Below are 18,437 nucleotides of genomic sequence, written 5' to 3'. Positions count from 1 at the left end.
TGCAATTATTTGCAAGCGGTGCTGTCAACAGATAATACAGCTGGACTGGAGGATGCAAAGCCGAAGCGTTTAGTTGCAGCGTATTGCTGCGTCATACTGATATTGTCAATATTGGTTGACACATTTATCTCAAAGATGTCAATACATACGCTGCCTGCATCAGTGATTCATAGTATCTCTGCCGCTTAACCATTGGAGGAAGACCATCATTGGTGGTGAATATTCTCCTATTGTTCCAGTAACTGATGAAATGCCTCCATATCAAAACCTTTAGTTCAGCGATGGTCATGCTTTCTGTATCATCGCGGTCGTAGAGCAATTCACTCTTCATGCGTGCCCACATGCTTTCACAGCGGGCATTATCGTGGCACCGTCCTCCGGCGCTGTTCATACTCTGTWRWATGCCATATTTAGCGATAGTTTTTCTGTATTGTTTACTGGTGTACTGTGTTCCGCGATCACTGTGGATAATCGCTCCTCTGAGATTCGGATATGCCAGCATAGCATTATCCAGGGTGTGTTCGCAGAGAGTTGCTTTCATATTCTTTTCCATGGCAAGGCAAGGACACCGGAATCAAAGCAGTCGAAGATGGCCGAAACATAGAGTTTTCCATCCTTAGTCTTGATCTCAGTTATGTCGGTAACACATTTTTTGAGAGGTTCGTCAGAACGGAAATCTCTCTTGAGGAGATCATCAGATTTTCTCGCTTCCCGATCTGCTTTGGTAATACCATTAGGCTTTCTCTTCGAGCAGTGAGTAAAGCCAATTTTATCCATTATGCGGTAGACTGTCCGTTCGCTCGGAATAGATATCCCTTCAGGCTGTTTAAGCTGTAATAGCTGATACATACGGAACCGTCCATACGTATCATTATCATTATGCGGTATTGCCCTAAATATCATGAAACCCTAATCCCTGCGTGAGATATTAGGGTTTTTCTACAGGCTGAAACTCCCTCTCATCGAGGGAGTTTCCAAATAAATCTTCTCATGCGAGTACCATCTGTACCGCGCCATAGATACCGGCATCATTTCCCAGCTCAGCAAGAACGAATCTCGTATCCTCTGTAGCAGGGAACGCATATTGCAGGAAATACTTGCGAATCCCGTCTGTAATGATGCTGCCGGCGCGGGAGACACCGCCGCCGATGACAACGACTTCGGGATCGGCAACACAGGAAACCATAGCCAAAGCCTTACCGAGCATACGGGTCATCAAATCAACGACCTGCATCGCCGCCTCATCGCCTTCCTTTGCACAGTCGATGACATCCTTGCAGGTAAGCGGATCAAAGCTGTTCATTTTGGAGGAAATGCTGTCATCTTCAAGCAGCTTTTTCGCGCGCAGAACGACACCGGTAGCCGAGGAAAAACGTTCTAAGCAGCCGGACTTGCCGCAGCCGCAAACATCGTCACCCGGCTCAGCGACCTTGATGTGCCCGATCTCACCGCCCGCACCATGTACACCGGCGATCAGCTTGCCATCGACGATGACGGCACCGCCGACACCGGTGCCAAGCGTGATCATAACGAGGTTCTTGTATCCCTTACCGCTGCCGTTTGCCATTTCACCGAGAGCCGCGGCATTGGCATCGTTAACAATCTTGACGGGCAGATCATGACAAAGAGCGGATAACTGTGCCGCAATCTCTCCTCCCCACTGGTCGAGATTGACGCAAGGCTTGACATAGCTGTCATGGAGCACCGCACCGGGAACGCCCATGCCGACACCGGCGACCTCATCCAAAGAAATGGACTTTTCGAGCATTTTCTCATGAATCGACTGTGCAATATCAGGCAGTAAATGCTCGCCATGATTTTCGGTACGGGTGACGATCTCCCACTTTTCGATGAGAGTGCTGTCGGTGCGAAACAGACCGAGCTTTACGGTAGTGCCACCCAAATCGACACCAAATGCATATGTTTTCATGTTGTTCAGACCTCCTGTGATTTTTGTGTCCTATCAGTTTTCGTTGTCGGATGCGCGCTGTGTGGTATGCCATTGCATACAACTGTTCCGTTTGAGCAAATAATGGGGAACGATAATTTTGGTTGCGGCTAGATTGGGATTTTCGATATGATTGATGAGCTGAGACGCGGCTTCGATGCCGAGCTGCAGGGAGTTGATGTCCATGGTAGTGAGCGGCGGGAGCGTCAGCCGCGAGAACAGCGAATTGTTAAATGCTACAACCGATATATCCTGCGGAATGGAATACCCGAGCTTGCTGCATAAGCAGAGAAAGGTGGTAGCGAGAATATCATCACTTGCGACGATGGCAGTCGGTCTGTCGGATGAGAGAGCATTGCAGCGATATTTTGTTCTGTTTCCTGTGATAAGCAGCTCATTTCGATGCAGAGAGTAGGATCCGGCATAATATCATGGCGGAGCAAAGCGGTCTGATAGCCGGCTTTGCGGTCAGCAGAAAAAGCGAGTGAGGTGTCACTGCCGAGATATGCAATGCGGCGATGACCTAATTGATAGAGATATTCTGTTGCCTCCTGACCGGCGAGAACGTTGTCATTGTCGACGCAAATAGTCTGATTGGCATATTTTTGCGGCTTGCCGATGAGGACATAAAGCAAGCCCTCATCATAGAGCGCATCGACGATTTTGTCGTCCTGTCTGGAATAGAGGAGGATAAAACCATCGACCTTGTCATTTTGCGCGGCGAAATGGATGGCAGCCAGTGTCTCATCATCGTTTTGACCGGTGATGACAGAGGCAGAGTATTGTCTCGCGTTGCAGAACTGCGTGATGCCGCGGATGGTCTCGAGGTAGAAGGAATTCTCATAGACCTCGCGTGCGGAAGGCGGCAGAATGATGCCGATGTTTTTTAGCTCCTGACGAGAATGATTTCCTGTCGGAGGAGCTGCTTCATATCCAAGCTCAAGCATGGCTTGGCGGACGCGTTTTTTTGTTTCGGCACTGATCGAGGGATGGTCATTGCAGGTGCGCGATACCGTAGAGGGTGAAACGCCGGCATAAGCGGCGACATCTTTGATGGTAACAGACATAAGTATTTGCACTCCATTTGGAAAAAACAGTATATAGTGTGAGGTAATAAACATGCTAGGGAACCTCTGATTTAATTCTCACCACCATATAGGTTGGGGATATGATAAAATAAGACTATCAAAACAAAGGTGGTGCATGACAATAAAACAGGAAACATTTACAGACATGGAATACAGCTTCCGCAAGAAGAAAACCAAGCGGGAGGAATTTCTGGAAATCATGGACGAGATCATCCCCTGGAATGAGTGGGTAGGTGTCATTGCACCCTACTACCCCAAGGGAAAACGAGGCCGTCCTCCTATGGGAATTGAGAAAATGCTGCGGATGTATCTGCTTCAGATCTGGTTCAACCTGTCTGACCCGGCAACCGAGGATGCCATTTACGACAGCTATGCCATGCGGAAATTTACAGGCATTGACTTCATGACGGAAGCGGTGCCGGATGAAACGATGCTGTGTAAATTCCGCCATCTTCTGGAAGAAAATGGGCTGAATAAGCTGTTTTTTGACGCAATCAACCGGGTTATCGAAAACCGCAAATCCTCGGTGCGGTGCAAAGTAGAGCATGTGTTTCGGATCATCAAGTGTCAGTTCGGCTACAAGAAAACGATGTATCATGGAATGATGAAAAACGAGAATCGGCTGTACGCCATGTTCGCCTGTGCCAATTTGTACGCACTCGCCATCGCCGGGCGAAAACTTTCCACAACCTGATATAGGGGTAGTCTGCCCTTTTTCGGAAAAAGGAGCAGAAAAGCAGAAGAATAACGGCTATTTCGCTATGAAATCGCCTTAACCAAGCGCAAAAACGGCAATGTATCGAGTGGGAACAGAATAAAGGCTATTTATTCAGAGGTTCCCTAGTTATGACAAATCACAATAGTTTGATATAATTATACGAAGTCATAGTCGGAATGTCAAACAGAAGCGCAAATAAGTTGCGCAAAATTTACGCAATAAATTTTGGACGTTGTGCACATGATCGAAAATGTTACTATAAGTAATGCACAAAAAGTCGAATTAAATTTGTAAATAACGTAGAAATATGAAATATCTGTGAATTTTGCTTGAAAATAGAGAAAAAAAGAGCTATAGTAAACGCAACAGGAGCACAACTAAGCGCAATCACAGCGCAAACAAAGTGCAAACAATTGCGCCAATCAAGCAAAAGGAGTTGAGAAGGAATGAAAGGCAACAAGAAGGAGATTCTATCGCCGCTGAACGGACGAATCATTCCGCTCGAGAAGGTTCCGGATCCGGTATTTGCCGGAAAGGTTCTGGGCGACGGAATTGCGATCGAGCCGACAGACGGAAAGATCTACAGTCCGGTGGATGGCGAGCTTACGTCAGTGGCGGCAACCCAGCACGCATTCGGCTTTTGCACGGACGATGACGTAGAGGTACTGGTTCATTTCGGACTGGAGACAGTCAGCTTAAAGGGTGAAGGCTTCAAGGTCCATGTCACGGAAGGCACGAAGGTAAAGAAAGGTCAGCTGATTGCAGAGGCTGACATGAAGCTGCTCAAGGAAAAGGGCATCTGCACGACGACGCCGGTTTTGATCTGCAGCGACCTGGAGAATACCAAGCTCACGTGCGGAACGGGCACGGTCAAGGCAGGCAAGAGCACGGTTCTGACACTGGAGGAGTGTGCATCGGCAGCAGCACCGGTAAAGGCAGCATCCTCCACTCCTGCCGCACCGCAGCAGACGGAGGAGCCGAAGAAAAAGGGAATCAACTTTGATTTTCTGCAAAAGCTGGGCAAAGTGTTGATGACGGTTATCGCAGTTATGCCGGCGGCAGGACTGATGCTGTCACTCGGCAAGCTGTTGGAGATCGTGGGAGCAGATCTGCCTCTGATTATGACGATAGGCAGTACCATGGAGCAGATCGGCTGGGCGATCATCACGAATCTGCACATACTGTTTGCGGCAGCGATTGGCGGCTCGTGGGCAAAGGAACGTGCAGGCGGCGCATTTGCGGCAGTCATCGCATTTATTCTGATTAACCGAATCACCGGTGCTGTATTCGGCGTAACGAATGATATGCTCGCATCGAGCGACGCGGTGGTACATTCCCTGTTCGGACAGGAAATGCTGGTATCGAACTACTTCACCTCAATCCTGGGTGCACCGGCACTGAATATGGGCGTATTCATCGGCATCATCGCAGGCTTTGTAGGCGGTGTTGTATATAATAAGTTTTATAACTTCCGCAAGCTGCCGGATGCGCTATCGTTCTTCAACGGCAAGCGTTTTGTACCGTTGGCAGTCATTGCATACTCGGTAGTCATTTCGATGATTATGGCAGTTGTATGGCCGGTCGTCCAGTCGGGCATCAATGCCTTTGGCGTATGGATTGCAAACTCGTCGGATACCTCACCGATTCTGGCACCGTTCATCTATGGTACCTTGGAGCGATTGCTCCTGCCGTTTGGTCTGCATCATATGCTGACCATTCCGATGAACTATACATCCTTTGGCGGAACGTATACCATCATGACAGGCGTCAATGCCGGTTCACAGGTATTCGGACAGGATCCGCTGTGGCTCGCATGGGTCACTGACCTGATCAACTTCAAGGATGCAGGCGACATGGCAGCATATCAGAATCTGCTGACCACAGTCACACCGGCGCGCTTCAAGGTCGGTCAGATGATCGGCGCAACCGGAATGCTTCTGGGCTTTGCACTGGCGATGTATCGCCGTGTCGATGCCGATAAGCGTAAGAATTACCGTTCCATGTTCTTCTCGACAGCACTGGCAGTATTTCTGACGGGTGTTACCGAGCCGTTGGAATTCATGTTCATGTTCTGTGCATTGCCGCTGTATGTGGTCTATGCAGTTCTGCAGGGCTGTGCTTTTGCGATGGCAGGTGTCATCCCTCTGCGACTGCATTCGTTCGGCAATCTGGAATTCATCACGCGTGTTCCGATGTCGCTCAAGGCAGGACTTGGCGGAGACATCATCAATTTCATCCTCTGTTGTATCGCATTCTTTGTCATCGGCTATTTTGTCGCATATTTTATGATCGGCAAGTTCAAGTATGCAACACCGGGCAGACTGGGCAACTATACGGATGACAGCGACGAGAATGAGGAAAGCACATCCGCAGGCGCCTCTGCAGGCAAGGGCGGCAGCGGTCAGCCGGAGCGCATCATCGCTCTGCTTGGCGGACGCGAAAACATCATACTGGTCGATGCTTGTATGACCAGACTGCGCGTGACGGTAAAGGATGCGAGCCTAGTAGCCGACACAGCGGCATGGAAGGCAGAGGGTGCACTGGGACTGGTCAAGAAGGATACCGGTATTCAGGCGATCTACGGCCCGAAGGCAGACGTTCTCAAATCAGACATCAACGATATTCTGTAAGACCATTGTGCAGACTGAAAAAAAAGAAACTGTAATGTAACCTGCAATGCCGGAGGGAGTGAACACCTTCCGGCTTGCAGAGCATTTAAGGAGAGGTGCGTATGAAAATACTGACGATCAACACACATAGCCTTGTCGAGCAGGATTATGAGCACAAACTGATTCAATTTGTTGCATTCATCCTCAAGGAGCAGCCGGACATCATCGCGATGCAGGAGGTAAACCAGTCGATAGACGCACCGATTGCAGAAGAGCTTGCGGGATATTGTCCGTGTCCGAATGCTGCAGTGCCGGTTCGTGCGGATAATCATGCATTACAGGTTGCGCTGCGACTGCAGAACGTAGGAATCTCGTGCAGTTGGACGTGGGTATCCGCAAAAATCGGATATGGGAAATATGATGAAGGCGTGGCAATTGTCAGTCTGAGTCATGAGTTAGAGCATCCGCATTACCGATATATCAGCCGGATCACGGACTATGAGAATTGGAAATCTCGAACGATATTAGGTGCAAAGATTGCGAACGAATGGTATTATACGGTGCACATGGGCTGGTGGAACGATGAGGACGATCCATTTCAGCAGCAGTGGGAGGCAGCGCAGCAGACGCTGCGTCACGCGGAGACGGTGTGGCTGATGGGCGACTTCAATAATCCGGCAGAGCTGCCGCGCCAGGGCTATGAGCTGGTGCAGCAATCGGGCTGGTATGATACGTATTTGTTAGCGGAGGAAAAGGACAGCGGGATCACGGTACAGGAGGCAATCGACGGCTGGCGCAATCAGTTAGAGAATCCGGCATTGTGCGGCAACGGAATGCGGATCGACCAGATATGGAGCAGCCGCAAGGTACCGATTGCAAAATCGGAGGTTGTATTCAGCGGAGAGGATAAGATCTCGGATCATTTTGGTGTAATGATCACGTTAAAAAAGTAAGTGCTGGGAAAACGCAGCTAAGGACTGGAAAACCGCAGAGATAAGAAAAGGAGTGTAACGCAGCATGAACAGAGCAGCAGGAATATTGTTAGCAGTGAGCAGTCTGCCGTCGAAATATGGCATCGGCTGTTTTGATGAGGCAGCCTATCATTTTGTCGACTGGCTGAAGGAGGCGGGACAGACCTATTGGCAGATCCTTCCGGTTGGACCGACGAGCTATGGAGATTCCCCGTACCAGTCGTTCTCGACCTTTGCAGGCAACCCGTATTTCATCAGTCTGGACGCATTGATTGACGAGGGTGTCCTGACGCGCGAGGAATGTGATGCAGCAGATTTTGGCAAAAAGCCGCATGACATTGATTATAAAAAGCTGTATGAAAACCGTTATCCGTTGCTGCGCAAGGCATATGAGCGCAGTGACATCAGCAGGAACGAGGATTATCAGAACTTTGTGCGTGAGAACGAATGGTGGCTTTCGGACTATGCACTGTTCATGGCAGTAAAGGATCGCTTTGAGGGCAAGCCATGGACGGAATGGGCGCAGGATATTCGTCTGCGTTACCCGCCTGCGATGGATTATTACCGCAGAGAGCTGTATTTTGACATTGAATTTCATCAGTATTTGCAGTATAAATTTTTCCGTCAGTATGAGGCATTGCGTGCCTATGCGAATCAAAACGGAATTCAGTTGATCGGCGACATTCCGATCTATGTGGCGATGGACAGTGCGGATACCTGGGCACATCCGGAGCTGTTCCAGTTGGACGAGAACAATGTTCCGACCGCAGTTGCAGGCTGTCCGCCGGACGGTTTTTCGGCGACGGGACAGCTTTGGGGCAATCCGTTGTATCGTTGGGAGTACCATGCGCAGACGGGCTATGAATGGTGGGTCACTCGCCTGTGGCATTGTTTCCGTCTGTACGATGTGGTGCGCATCGACCATTTCCGCGGCTTTGACGAATATTATTCGATCCCATACGGCTCAGACAATGCCATTAACGGTTGGTGGAGCAAAGGTCCGGGCATAGATCTGTTCCGCACCGTGGAGCGGAAGCTGGGATGGCACGAGGTCATTGCAGAGGATCTGGGCTATGTCACAGATTCGGTGCGTCAGCTCGTGCGCGAGAGCGGTTTCCCGGGCATGAAGGTACTGGAATTTGCATTTGACTCCCGCGATACCGGATCGGCGAACGATTATCTGCCGCATAACTATCCGGAGAATAGCATTGCGTATACCGGCACACATGACAATGAAACGATCAACGGCTGGCTGGACAGCATCCTGCCGGAGGAGCGCGACATGGTGCGCGACTATCTGTGTGATTACCGCACCCCGAAAAAGCAGCTGCATCATTCGCTGATCGCACTGGTCATGCGCAGCAATGCAAAGACATGCATGATCCCGCTGCAGGATTATCTCGGCTTAAACAATCGAAGCCGCATGAATCAGCCGTCTACACTGGGCAAGAATTGGCGTTGGCGCGTCACAGCGGATGCCCTTTCGGACGAGTTAAAGGAGCACATACTGACAGTCACCAAGCGTTACGGCAGAATGAATTGGACAAATTCTTAAACTTCCCCTATTCCATTTCCGGTGCACGTTGTTCGGCGTGTACCGGAAAAACACCTCAGAACCTCCCCCGCGGAGGCAATAATCGTACTACCCTATAAGAGACGTGAGACTTGTCCTCTCACGTCTTTTTTTGTAGGTGTGGGACTGCGTGCTACGCACCTGCGAATCATTCCCTAATATCGCATAAATTTGTCCATTTAACAAAGATAGGCCGAAAAACGGGATGACAAACGGTTGCCGCTGTTGTCTAATGTACATAGAAGAGAACGGAAAGCTGGAGGGAATCACCATGAAGAGTACGCTGTTAAAGAGTACGATCATATATGTCATCGTGACGCTGTTTGCGATGTATGCAACGTATTACCAATATACATTAAATAGTGTCTACACGAGATCATGCCAAAATGGTGCACCAAATAGCGATGCACCGAATTTGAACAGCAGCAAGGAATGAAGCCGTATTTTTGGCGTATCGAGTGGCAATTCCGCGCCAGCGTTTCAAGTGCAAGGGGAGAATCCCCCCAGTTTGTGTAAACACCGTATAGAATATCAATGTTTTGTGTTATCCATTCCACATACTCAATCTACAAAACAGTTGTGACTGCGGAATTGTTGTCAAACCCGACATCTATTCCGAACACTCAATTCTTTCGTTATGTTAGAGGGCGCATAGATATGTTTCCATATACTGCGACCGATTGGTGAGTGGTATTGCTATCAGTCCTCAAAAGTATGTGAAAATACCGGAAATAGGCAGTTTTCCGCACTTTATTCCTCGGTGCGAGACATCAAGCAGACCGTCTCGACGTGCGCTGTCCTTGGGAAAAGGTCAAAAACCTTATATTTCTTTATCTTATATCCCTTTTCACCCAACAGCTTGACATCTCTTGCAAGCGTTGCCGGATCGCAGGAAACATATACCAATCGTTTCGGCTGCATCTGTCCAACAGCATCTATGGTTGCCGCATCCAAACCTTTTCGTGGAGGATCGACTACAATCACATCAGGATGTGTACCCTCGTGGGCAAGCATAGAAGCGGCCTGGCCGGAATCGGCGCAGATAAACTTTACATTTGTAATATTGTTCAGCTTTGCATTTTCTTTTGCATTTTTTACAGCTTGCGGGACAATTTCCGCGCCGATTACCGACTTGGCTTCCCGTGCAAGTGCAAGGGTAATGGTGCCAGCACCACAGTAGAGATCAAGCGCGGTCTGCGTATTGTCCAGTTCGGCATACGCAAGTGCTGTTTCATACAATCGCTCTGCCTGTGCACGGTTTACCTGATAGAAGGAGGCAGGGGAGAGACGGAAATGATTTCCACACAAAACATCTTCCAGTGTATCGCTGCCCCAGATAGTGACATAAGAATCTCCAAGAATTGCATTGCCGGTTTTTTTGTTGATGTTCAGTACAATGCCGACTAACCCTGGGACAGCAGTTCTCGCTGCGGAAACGAGCGCATCGATCGCAGGAAGTTTTGGACTTTTTGTAACGATACAAAGCAGAACCTGACCGGTTGCAAAGCCAGTGCGCACATAGATATGTCGGATCAGCCCATTATGTGTCGTTTCATTGTATGGTGCAATATGATTATCTGTCATCCATTGGCGTACACAGCGGGCAAGCATATCCGCTGCTTCGGTTTGAATGAGACACGCTTCCATCGGAATAATGTCATGGCTGCGCGCACGGTAAAATCCGGTAATAACACCGGCATCATTGCGCCCAACAGGATACTGCGCTTTGTTGCGGTAATGATAGATTCGATCAGAACCACAGACATCCTCTGGTTCTAATTTTACACCACCAATGCGCTGCATGGCATCTTGTACCTTTCTTTTTTTTGCACGCAGTTCCTCCAGATAGGTCAAATGCCAATAACAACAGCCACCACATTTGGATGCATGTGGACATTCTGGTTCAATGCGATTTTTAGATGATACAATGATGTTTTCAATTCGTCCAAATGCATAGTTTTTGGCAACTTTGACAATACGGATATCACATTGGTCTCCGACTGCACCACCGGGAACAAAAACAACCATATCATGAATTCGGGCAATAGAAGAACCATCACCGGAATAACCAATGATTTCTGCCCGATAAATTTTATTCTTTTCCATACTTTCCTCCGATGAAAGAAACTGTTGATTGCTATTATTATATCATGGAAACACAATAGAATAAATCATCTATCTACGACTTTTTACGAAGTGACTGTGATTCCGTCAGGATGTTGACAGTTTTACTGTGCTCTGATAAAATAAAAAAACAGATTCTGTGTATAGAGGAAGCCGCTGATGTGCGGCAGCAGGGTGTCCCTGAATCTGCTGGTGACGCAGCAGATTCATCCCAAAGCAAAACAACCGCTGATACAAATCAAATGTATCGGCGGTTGTTTTTTACTTTTTTAGTATTTTAACAGTAGATTCAATATTTAATGCAGAAAAATCTTCAATCGCATATAGCGGATAAGTATGAATATCACGGTAGAGATAAAGTGCTGTGAGGCAACAGTAAACTGCTGCGCCAATCAGACAGGAGGTGAGATCACAGACGACATCATATGCACCAGGCGAAATCTTGAGAACCAGAAGCATAGCCGTGATTTGCAACAGTTTCCAGACCGTACTGACGGCCATGGCAAAACAAAAACAAAAGAGATTGGAAAACTTCATATTTTGTTTTTTAGGCCGTTGCTTCATAAAACAGCAGAAGAAAACCGCAGCAAAGATGCAGAGCAGAAAGCCGCCTGTCAGATAGATCAGTTCATCATATAGTGGAATTTTTTGTGAAAATGACAGAACGATTCCACCGGAATAACCGAACAGAATAAACACATAATAAAAGAAGAGCAGCAGTTGTCCGGGCTTTAGATGAAGGGTATGATGGATTACATGGGGAAGCACAAGCCAGAGCACCGTGCATACAGAGAGCATGGCATGGATAAGATTTCCTGTAAACAGATAATAGACGCCGAGTGCAACGCTCAGCGGAGCATACAAAAGCAAAAAAATGCGATTGATACTGAGAAATAGCTGTTGTCTTTGCCGCATCAGTCAGTATCACTCCTTTCCGGAAATGGCAAAATAGCATTTACAGTATAACACATATTGTAGAAAAACGCATCATATCTTTTGCGGGAGGGAGTTGCTGTGGATATGAGTATATGGAAGCAGAAGCGCATCATTCTGGCAGCAATTGCAATAATTGCAGTGCTCGCAGCGACACTGACATATCGGGATGTTTTTCAGGCAATCAGTGCGTTTGCACCGCACACGTATCAAAATATTCTGGTTTTAGATGCCGGGCATGGCGGAATGGACGGCGGTGCGGTGGCGGAGGACGGCACGATGGAGCAGGACATCAATCTTGCGATTGTACGAAAATGTGAAGCCTTTGCCGGACTGTTCGGCCTGCACACCATGCTGACACGTGAAGACGGAAACTCCATCGATTACGACCCGGAACAGAGTATCCGTGCCAACAAAGTGGCTGATATCCATGCACGCGTACGTATTACAAACAGCGTGCGCAATCCGATTTTTTTGTCCGTCCATCTCAACAAGTTTACGGATTCCTCTTATTCCGGCGCACAGGTCTTCTGGTCGAAGAATAATCCGGAGGGACAGTTGCTGGCACAGCAGATTCAGAGTACTCTGACACGCGGCTTATCGCCTGTCCGGGAGCGGCAAGCGAAGCAGGCAGCGGACAGCATTTATCTGATGAAGACATTAACCTGTCCGGCTGTAATCGTAGAATGCGGATTTCTGTCCAATGCAGAGGAGGCACGTCTGTTGGCGCAGGACGACTATCAGAAGCGCCTTGCTCTGTGTATTATTGACGGCTGCCTGCAATATGCAGAACAATCCTGAAAATTCGTAAAAAAGAGGGAAGAAAAAATTTTTTCTTCCCTCTTACTGCATTTATATTACCACAAAATTGTAAATTTTTCAAGTCTTGTAATCCATCTCCCAATGCGGTATGAAGGATAGGGAGGTACATGATGATGCAGGAATTACAGATATTTTTTCAGTCGGTACAGCTTGAACAGTACAGGACAGAACTGGTGTGCTGCAACCGATTTTCAGAGCAATACGGTCTTTCCCTTTCGGAAGCACAGATGGAGCAGTTGGCAGTGCGGCATATCGAAGCCTTGCGAGCCTCCGGGCGTGTGGAGTTCGGAACAGGTGTGCTGGAAAAGCTGGTGCACGCCTTTTGCGATTCCCCCTATCTGGTGCAGGAAAACTATGCTGACACACTGACGAAATTGCAGGAGCTGTTTTATCATCTGAAAACAGATTGTATGGAACGGGTTTCCGATGATGAACTTGTCGAAGCGATGCAGCTGATATATAATGAAGCTGTACATGGAGATCTGACTGGCTTGATGGATGCAGATCGGGACACCATCTATCGGATTGTCCGAACCGGCAGCCTGTGTAGCACGCTGTGGGAGCAGGAAAGTACGGGGTGGAACGATGAATGACGCCATGATTTTTGCCGCTGGGGAGCTGACCGCAGAACAGGTAGTGATTGTTCAGCGGCAATTGTATGCACTTGTTGCAATGCAGGCAGAACGATATACCGCTGGAGAGAGCAGTTCTGTCCCTGCAGAACTGGCAGGTGAGCTGCTCAATTCGGTGTGCTTCTGTCTGGAACAGCTGGAAGATGGCATACGTGTGCTGCTGCATTGTGACGGCACGGAAGCGCTGATGGAAGGTATCCGGCGTATCAGGCGCAAGCAGGCATATGGCAAAGCTCTGTGGCAGGAGATATGCGACCATCTGCCGCCGATCAAAAATCGTTCCATGATGGATACGCTCGGCGGTATCGGTACGTTCTGGAAGCGATATAATCCGCGTCTGTTCTCCCATCAGATTCCGGGTGACATTGATTATCAGCTCAGCATACCGGTATCGGAGCAGCTGTGCGGCATCGATTATGTCAACTGTTATCTGGAGCATCTTGCAATAGAAAACGGATTTTTGTGTTTGTTTTCCAAACAGGCATTGCTTCCGGTTCTGAACAGCTTTTGCCCGGATTATAACGAACTGCTGGTTAACCTGTATGAGCCGGTTGCGGCGAATGCACTGGGGTGTGTGCTGCTGGGCCGGGAAGTGCTGGGACTCAAAATTCCACCGGAGGGTGATGCGGCATTGCAGGCGTGTTTTTCCGGCAAGCCGACGGATGAAATCAAACAGATGCTATGCCGGGCGGCGCATGTGCTGTCAGAGCAGCTGGACATGCAGTCTGTTCCGGCGAAAGAATATTTGCAGGCTTATGCGGAGCGGTTGGTACCGCGGATTTCCGCCGTGCGCACGCCGGACGGCTTTCGGGGATTTTCCCTTCCGGAAATCACACAGACACCTGCTGAAAGGAAGCTTATGAAACAGAAATCATCATTTTTATGCTCAGAATGCGGTTATGAAAGCGCGAAATGGTACGGAAAATGCCCGTCCTGCGGCGCATGGAATACCATGGAGGAATTCCGTGAGGCAAAACAGGCGGCGCCGCGCGGTACGTTGGCAAAAACCGACCGGCGCCGCAATAAGCCGCTGGAAATCAGTGCGATTGAAACCCAGGAGGAATTACGCTTCCACACCGGTATTTCCGAGCTCGACCGTGTGCTGGGCGGCGGCGCAGTAAAGGGGAGCTTTGTGCTGGTCGGCGGTGAGCCGGGCATCGGCAAATCCACATTGTTGCTGCAAATGTGTCAGGAAATGTGCCGACAGGCAAAGGTACTCTATGTTTCAGGTGAGGAATCGCTGCGGCAGATCCGCCTGCGTGCCGATCGTCTTCATATCTCCTCTTCTGACCTGTTTGTGCTGGCAGAGACCGATCTGGAGGAAATCATTGAAGAAACTGATATTTTGCAGCCGGATGTCCTCATTGTCGACTCTATTCAGACGGTGTATAAATCTGATCTGAGCAGCGCGCCGGGTAACACGACGCAGATCAAGGAATGCGCGATGACATTGATGCAATATGCCAAGCGGCGCGGTGTCACTATTTTTATTGTCGGACATGTCAACAAGGAGGGCACACTTGCGGGTCCAAAAATTCTGGAGCATATGGTCGACTGTGTGTTGTATTTTGAGGGAGAAAAGCAGATTTCTTTCCGCTGTCTGCGTGCGGCGAAGAACCGCTTTGGTTCGACGAATGAAATCGGTGTGTTTGAAATGAGCGACTGCGGCCTGATCGAAGTTCCGAATCCGTCCGCAGCAATGCTGTCCGGGCATCCGACCGATGCATCGGGCAACTGCATCGCATGCACCATAGAAGGCAGCCGTCCGATTCTTGCAGAAATTCAGGCACTCGTTACCAAAACTGCCTATGGCACACCGCGCCGCATGTCGGCAGGTGTCGATTACAACCGCATGGTGCTGCTGCTGGCCATTCTGGAAAAGCGCGTCGGACTGTACTTGTCTGCAAGTGATACGTATATCAACGTCATCGGTGGCATGCGGCTGGACGAACCTGCAATTGACCTGCCGATTGCCCTGGCTGTTGCATCCAGCTATCGCGATCAACCGCTGCCGGAGGGCGTGATGGCGTTTGGAGAGGTCGGCCTGACCGGCGAACTGCGCGCTGTGACTGCCGCAACACAGCGCATTCACGAGGCCATCCGGCTCGGCTTTTCGACCTGCATCATGCCGAAGCAGGACATTGGCCGCATACAAGTGCCCGATGGATTCCACATCATCCAGACGCAGAATATTGCGCAGGCAATCGGCGCAGCATTCAGTACGAAGAAGTAAAGTCATGCATGGCTTTATATGACCTATGTATGACAGCGAGGAGGCGTAGGACGCGGCACAGGAAATCTTTTCACGCTTCTTCTGCCATCTGCGCAATACCGGCATTACGGAAAGGCGAAGAATTATCTGTATATCATTTCGGGAAATCCCTGCAAAAGTCGGTACGGCAGAGCATATGCCGTATCTCTGGGGAATTCATTGCATTCAGCGATGATATTACAGACAAAATAGATGTAAAGGTATATATCTTTACTGCATTGCAAAAACTGCCGATTTAACTGAAAAAACTCTGATTCTGCGCTTTTTACGACGATATATAAATCTAAGTGGGCGCTGCATTCTTTCTATCCTGTATGCGGCATTCCGCAAGCAGGAAATGCGGTAAATAATAGTTGAAAATAAAAACAGATGGTCTTCCTGCGCTGGGAAGCCATCTGTTTTCAGTTATTCTGCTTTGGGATGATGGAATCTGCGGAATTCCTCCGGGACATCCTCCGGCTTGATGGTGCGCAGAGCTTCACAGGTGCCGGCGGCCTTGGCCGTTTCATAATACCAGCGTTTGTATCGGAGCATTTGCAGATGATCCTGCATTTTCTGTATATTCTGCTCGACCACTGCCTGTTGTGCCTGAATCAGCTCCAGCCGCTGCGGAATGGTTTGGTCGCCCTCCATGCACCAGTCGATAAAAATTTTGATATCTTTGATCGACATGCCGGTGTTTTTGAGACATTCAATGATGTTCAGCCATTCAAAATCCGAATCCTTGAACATACGAATACCACTGTCCGAGCGCTCGACAAAGGGCAGGAGACCTTCTTTGTCATAGTACCGCAGAGTGGAGGGGGCGACATGCATGCGTTTTGCCATCTCTCCGACTGTATAAAACATGCTGTTCTCTCCTTTTTGGAAGAAGTTCAAAAAGAGGGCTTGACTTAAAGTTAACTTTAAGTCGTATAATTTACTTGAGCTTACAGAAAAAGTGTACCACGTTCTATTTTTACTGTCAACGAGGAGGAAAACCGGATGAGCTTTCGTATGTATGTACCAACCAGAATTGTGTTCGGCGCCGGTATGCTGAACAAGCTGTCCCGTCAGAAGATGCCGGGGAAAAAAGCGATGATCGTAATTTCAAATGGCAAATCGACCCGGGCAAACGGTTCACTTGACCGCACCATTGCAGAGCTGGACAAAGCAGGTGTTGAATCGGTGGTATTTGATAAGATTATGGCGAACCCGCTCAAGTCTACTGTTATGGAAGGCGGCGCGTTTGCGAAGGAAAATGGCTGCGATTTTATTGTTGCACTTGGCGGCGGCAGTGTCATGGATGCTTCCAAGGCAATTGCAACAATGGCGACCAATGACGGCGATCTGTGGGATTATGTATATGGCGGCACCGGCAAAGGGCAGCGTATTCCGAATGATCCGCTGCCGATTGTTGCAATCACGACCACGGCAGGCACTGGCAGTGAAGTTGACCAGTACGGTGTCATTTCCAACGAGGAAACCAACGAAAAGATTGGCTTTGGCGGTGATGACCGCCTGTTCCCGTGCACCGCGATCGTGGATCCGGAGCTGATGAAGTCTGTTCCGCCGAAGTTCACGGCTTATCAGGGCTTTGACGCGCTGTTCCACAGCACGGAGTGCTATATTGCCGGTACAGCGAACCTTATGAGTGATATGTATGCACTAACTGCGATTGAAAATATCGGTACTTATCTGGCGCGCGCGGTACAGGATGGCTCGGACATGGAAGCACGTGAGCATGTTGCGTTTGCGAACACCTTGTCCGGTGCCGTTATGACGTTGAGTGCCTGCACGAGTGAGCATTCCATGGAGCACGCAATGAGCGCCTATCACCATGATCTGCCCCACGGCGCAGGCCTGATTATGATTTCCCTGCCGTATTACGAGCATTTTATCTTCAAGCATGCCTGTGATGACCGGTTTATCCGCATGGCACAGGCGCTCGGCAAGCCGGATGCCGACAAGCCGGAAGATTTCCTCACCGTTCTGGCCGATCTCCAGAAGGCATGCGGCGTAGACAATCTGAAAATGTCAGACTACGGCATTCAGCCGGATGAGTTCATGACGCTGGCACAGAATGCGCGCGCGACCATGGGCGGACTGTTCCATGCGGATCGTGTGCCGCTGTCTGATGAGGAGTGTGCGGCAATCTTTGAAAAGGCATACCGCTGAGAAACTGGCATCAAATTTGAATGATCCGCCTGTTTTGGCGGGAACCTGACTGGGCGCAAAACAGCGATACCACCCGATTGTACCGACCCCCAAAAGTTAGACCTAAAAATCTAACGATTGGGAGGTCGGTATTTTTATGGCTAAATATAGCTTCGAATTTAAGAAAAAAGTTGTTATGGCATATTTAAATGGTGAAGGCGGAGTGTTGTGATATAATATAGTTGTAACACCTCGACCTAATAGGATATAATCTTAGGAGGAAACGAGGTATGTCACAAATGAGTAAACACTATGAACCAGAATTCAAGAAGAAGATAGTTCGTCTTCATCTTGAGGAGGGAAGAACCCTCAAAGGGCTTGCTGCGAATATGGTGTATCAAGGCAAGTATATCTATCTGGATCAAGCAGTTCCGCAAAGAATGCCAAACAAATGAAGAAGCCAAAGCTGATTATGATTACATGAAGGAGAATCTGCAATTGAAAAAGCAGTTGGCAGAACTTCAGAAGGAAAATGACTTCCTAAAAAAAGCGGCGGCATTCTTTGCGAAGGAAATCGATTAGCGGCTTATCGATTTATTCAGCAGTATGGG

At 48.9% G+C, this 18,437-nt stretch carries 17 protein-coding genes and 2 pseudogenes; 10 read left to right on the top strand and 9 right to left on the bottom strand.

Annotation, left to right across the window (positions count from 1 at the left end; genetic code table 11):
* On the top strand, positions 1 to 189 hold a 189-nt coding region (locus CBW42_RS14840; protein WP_205703640.1), incomplete at its 5' end, for a hypothetical protein.
* Here the strand turns inward: CBW42_RS14840 and CBW42_RS15450 are convergent.
* The 5 genes from CBW42_RS15450 to CBW42_RS12250 all read right to left on the bottom strand — a co-directional run bounded on the left by CBW42_RS15450 (position 125) and on the right by CBW42_RS12250 (position 3,015).
* Positions 125 to 541 carry a transposase gene (locus CBW42_RS15450; protein WP_407922977.1) on the bottom strand — a complete coding sequence of 139 codons (417 nt, stop codon included), beginning with the start codon at positions 539 to 541 and terminating at the stop codon, positions 125 to 127. The genes CBW42_RS14840 and CBW42_RS15450 overlap by 65 nt on opposite strands.
* On the bottom strand, positions 538 to 849 hold the full coding sequence (locus tag CBW42_RS15445) for a hypothetical protein (protein WP_407922973.1): 312 nt from the start codon (positions 847 to 849) through the stop codon (positions 538 to 540). The genes CBW42_RS15450 and CBW42_RS15445 overlap by 4 nt, the downstream gene beginning before the upstream one ends.
* 139 nt (positions 850 to 988) lie before the next feature.
* Positions 989 to 1,930 carry an ROK family glucokinase gene (locus CBW42_RS12255; protein ID WP_087021949.1) on the bottom strand — a complete coding sequence of 314 codons (942 nt, stop codon included), beginning with the start codon at positions 1,928 to 1,930 and terminating at the stop codon, positions 989 to 991.
* Positions 1,931 to 1,963: 33 nt separating this feature from the next.
* Complete coding sequence (locus CBW42_RS15440; protein ID WP_407922976.1) at positions 1,964 to 2,257, bottom strand: substrate-binding domain-containing protein; 294 nt, start codon at positions 2,255 to 2,257, stop codon at positions 1,964 to 1,966.
* Positions 2,185 to 3,015, bottom strand: coding sequence for a LacI family DNA-binding transcriptional regulator (locus CBW42_RS12250; protein WP_407922975.1), 831 nt, complete (start codon positions 3,013 to 3,015; stop codon positions 2,185 to 2,187). The genes CBW42_RS15440 and CBW42_RS12250 overlap by 73 nt, the downstream gene beginning before the upstream one ends.
* 142 nt (positions 3,016 to 3,157) lie before the next feature.
* On the opposite strand from CBW42_RS12250, the gene CBW42_RS12245 reads away from it, so the two are divergent.
* The 4 genes from CBW42_RS12245 (at position 3,158) to malQ (ending at position 8,889) form a co-directional block, all read left to right on the top strand.
* Positions 3,158 to 3,730, top strand: a complete 573-nt coding sequence (locus tag CBW42_RS12245; protein ID WP_087022010.1) for a transposase — start codon at positions 3,158 to 3,160, stop codon at positions 3,728 to 3,730.
* Between the two features lie 470 nt (positions 3,731 to 4,200).
* The gene (locus tag CBW42_RS12240) at positions 4,201 to 6,384 is read left to right on the top strand and encodes a PTS transporter subunit IIBC (RefSeq protein WP_087022003.1); all 2,184 of its coding nucleotides are present in this window, start codon (positions 4,201 to 4,203) and stop codon (positions 6,382 to 6,384) included.
* 101 nt (positions 6,385 to 6,485) lie between these two features.
* Complete coding sequence (locus CBW42_RS12235; protein WP_087022000.1) at positions 6,486 to 7,316, top strand: endonuclease/exonuclease/phosphatase family protein; 831 nt, start codon at positions 6,486 to 6,488, stop codon at positions 7,314 to 7,316.
* Positions 7,317 to 7,380: 64 nt separating this feature from the next.
* Positions 7,381 to 8,889, top strand: a complete 1,509-nt coding sequence (gene malQ, locus CBW42_RS12230; protein ID WP_087021997.1) for a 4-alpha-glucanotransferase — start codon at positions 7,381 to 7,383, stop codon at positions 8,887 to 8,889.
* A gap of 394 nt (positions 8,890 to 9,283) precedes the next feature.
* Here malQ and CBW42_RS14390 read toward each other — a convergent pair.
* The 3 genes and pseudogenes from CBW42_RS14390 to CBW42_RS12220 form a co-directional block, all read right to left on the bottom strand.
* Positions 9,284 to 9,397: pseudogene (locus tag CBW42_RS14390) on the bottom strand (IS5/IS1182 family transposase); the annotation flags it as partial.
* 260 nt (positions 9,398 to 9,657) lie between these two features.
* On the bottom strand, positions 9,658 to 11,013 hold the full coding sequence (gene rlmD, locus CBW42_RS12225; RefSeq protein ID WP_087021993.1) for a 23S rRNA (uracil(1939)-C(5))-methyltransferase RlmD: 1,356 nt from the start codon (positions 11,011 to 11,013) through the stop codon (positions 9,658 to 9,660).
* A gap of 279 nt (positions 11,014 to 11,292) precedes the next feature.
* Complete coding sequence (locus tag CBW42_RS12220; protein ID WP_087021990.1) at positions 11,293 to 11,946, bottom strand: hypothetical protein; 654 nt, start codon at positions 11,944 to 11,946, stop codon at positions 11,293 to 11,295.
* A gap of 105 nt (positions 11,947 to 12,051) precedes the next feature.
* On the opposite strand from CBW42_RS12220, the gene CBW42_RS12215 reads away from it, so the two are divergent.
* From CBW42_RS12215 to radA, 3 genes are all read left to right on the top strand, one after another.
* Positions 12,052 to 12,765 (top strand): N-acetylmuramoyl-L-alanine amidase, encoded by a 714-nt coding sequence (locus CBW42_RS12215; protein ID WP_133058312.1) that lies wholly within the window; start codon positions 12,052 to 12,054, stop codon positions 12,763 to 12,765.
* A gap of 131 nt (positions 12,766 to 12,896) precedes the next feature.
* Positions 12,897 to 13,379, top strand: coding sequence for a DUF6323 family protein (locus CBW42_RS12210; RefSeq protein ID WP_087021984.1), 483 nt, complete (start codon positions 12,897 to 12,899; stop codon positions 13,377 to 13,379).
* Positions 13,372 to 15,651 (top strand): DNA repair protein RadA, encoded by a 2,280-nt coding sequence (radA, locus tag CBW42_RS15265; RefSeq protein ID WP_330395862.1) that lies wholly within the window; start codon positions 13,372 to 13,374, stop codon positions 15,649 to 15,651. Before CBW42_RS12210 ends, radA begins: the two co-directional genes overlap by 8 nt.
* A 444-nt stretch (positions 15,652 to 16,095) precedes the next feature.
* Here the strand turns inward: radA and CBW42_RS12200 are convergent, their stop codons facing one another.
* Positions 16,096 to 16,539, bottom strand: a complete 444-nt coding sequence (locus CBW42_RS12200; protein ID WP_087021981.1) for a MerR family transcriptional regulator — start codon at positions 16,537 to 16,539, stop codon at positions 16,096 to 16,098.
* 135 nt (positions 16,540 to 16,674) lie between these two features.
* Between CBW42_RS12200 and CBW42_RS12195 the strand changes: the two genes are divergently transcribed.
* Complete coding sequence (locus CBW42_RS12195) at positions 16,675 to 17,847, top strand: iron-containing alcohol dehydrogenase (protein WP_087021978.1); 1,173 nt, start codon at positions 16,675 to 16,677, stop codon at positions 17,845 to 17,847.
* Between the two features lie 269 nt (positions 17,848 to 18,116).
* A pseudogene (locus CBW42_RS12190) lies at positions 18,117 to 18,437 on the top strand (transposase); the annotation flags it as partial.

Source organism: Butyricicoccus porcorum (genome assembly GCF_002157465.1).
In the GTDB taxonomy this organism is placed as follows: Bacteria; Bacillota; Clostridia; order Oscillospirales; family Butyricicoccaceae; genus Butyricicoccus_A; species Butyricicoccus_A porcorum.
This window is presented reverse-complemented; position numbering and strand designations above follow the sequence as displayed.

Coding starts and splice junctions, on each gene's coding strand:
- CBW42_RS12220 (WP_087021990.1), bottom strand. CDS start 11,946: ATGCGGCAAAGACAACAGCTATTTCTCAGTATCAATCGCATTTTTTTG.
- CBW42_RS12210 (WP_087021984.1), top strand. CDS start 12,897: ATGATGCAGGAATTACAGATATTTTTTCAGTCGGTACAGCTTGAACAG.
- CBW42_RS12240 (WP_087022003.1), top strand. CDS start 4,201: ATGAAAGGCAACAAGAAGGAGATTCTATCGCCGCTGAACGGACGAATC.
- CBW42_RS12235 (WP_087022000.1), top strand. CDS start 6,486: ATGAAAATACTGACGATCAACACACATAGCCTTGTCGAGCAGGATTAT.
- CBW42_RS12255 (WP_087021949.1), bottom strand. CDS start 1,930: ATGAAAACATATGCATTTGGTGTCGATTTGGGTGGCACTACCGTAAAG.
- rlmD (WP_087021993.1), bottom strand. CDS start 11,013: ATGGAAAAGAATAAAATTTATCGGGCAGAAATCATTGGTTATTCCGGT.
- CBW42_RS15445 (WP_407922973.1), bottom strand. CDS start 849: ATGTATCAGCTATTACAGCTTAAACAGCCTGAAGGGATATCTATTCCG.
- malQ (WP_087021997.1), top strand. CDS start 7,381: ATGAACAGAGCAGCAGGAATATTGTTAGCAGTGAGCAGTCTGCCGTCG.
- CBW42_RS12195 (WP_087021978.1), top strand. CDS start 16,675: ATGAGCTTTCGTATGTATGTACCAACCAGAATTGTGTTCGGCGCCGGT.
- CBW42_RS12200 (WP_087021981.1), bottom strand. CDS start 16,539: ATGTTTTATACAGTCGGAGAGATGGCAAAACGCATGCATGTCGCCCCC.
- CBW42_RS12250 (WP_407922975.1), bottom strand. CDS start 3,015: ATGTCTGTTACCATCAAAGATGTCGCCGCTTATGCCGGCGTTTCACCC.
- CBW42_RS12215 (WP_133058312.1), top strand. CDS start 12,052: ATGAGTATATGGAAGCAGAAGCGCATCATTCTGGCAGCAATTGCAATA.
- radA (WP_330395862.1), top strand. CDS start 13,372: ATGAATGACGCCATGATTTTTGCCGCTGGGGAGCTGACCGCAGAACAG.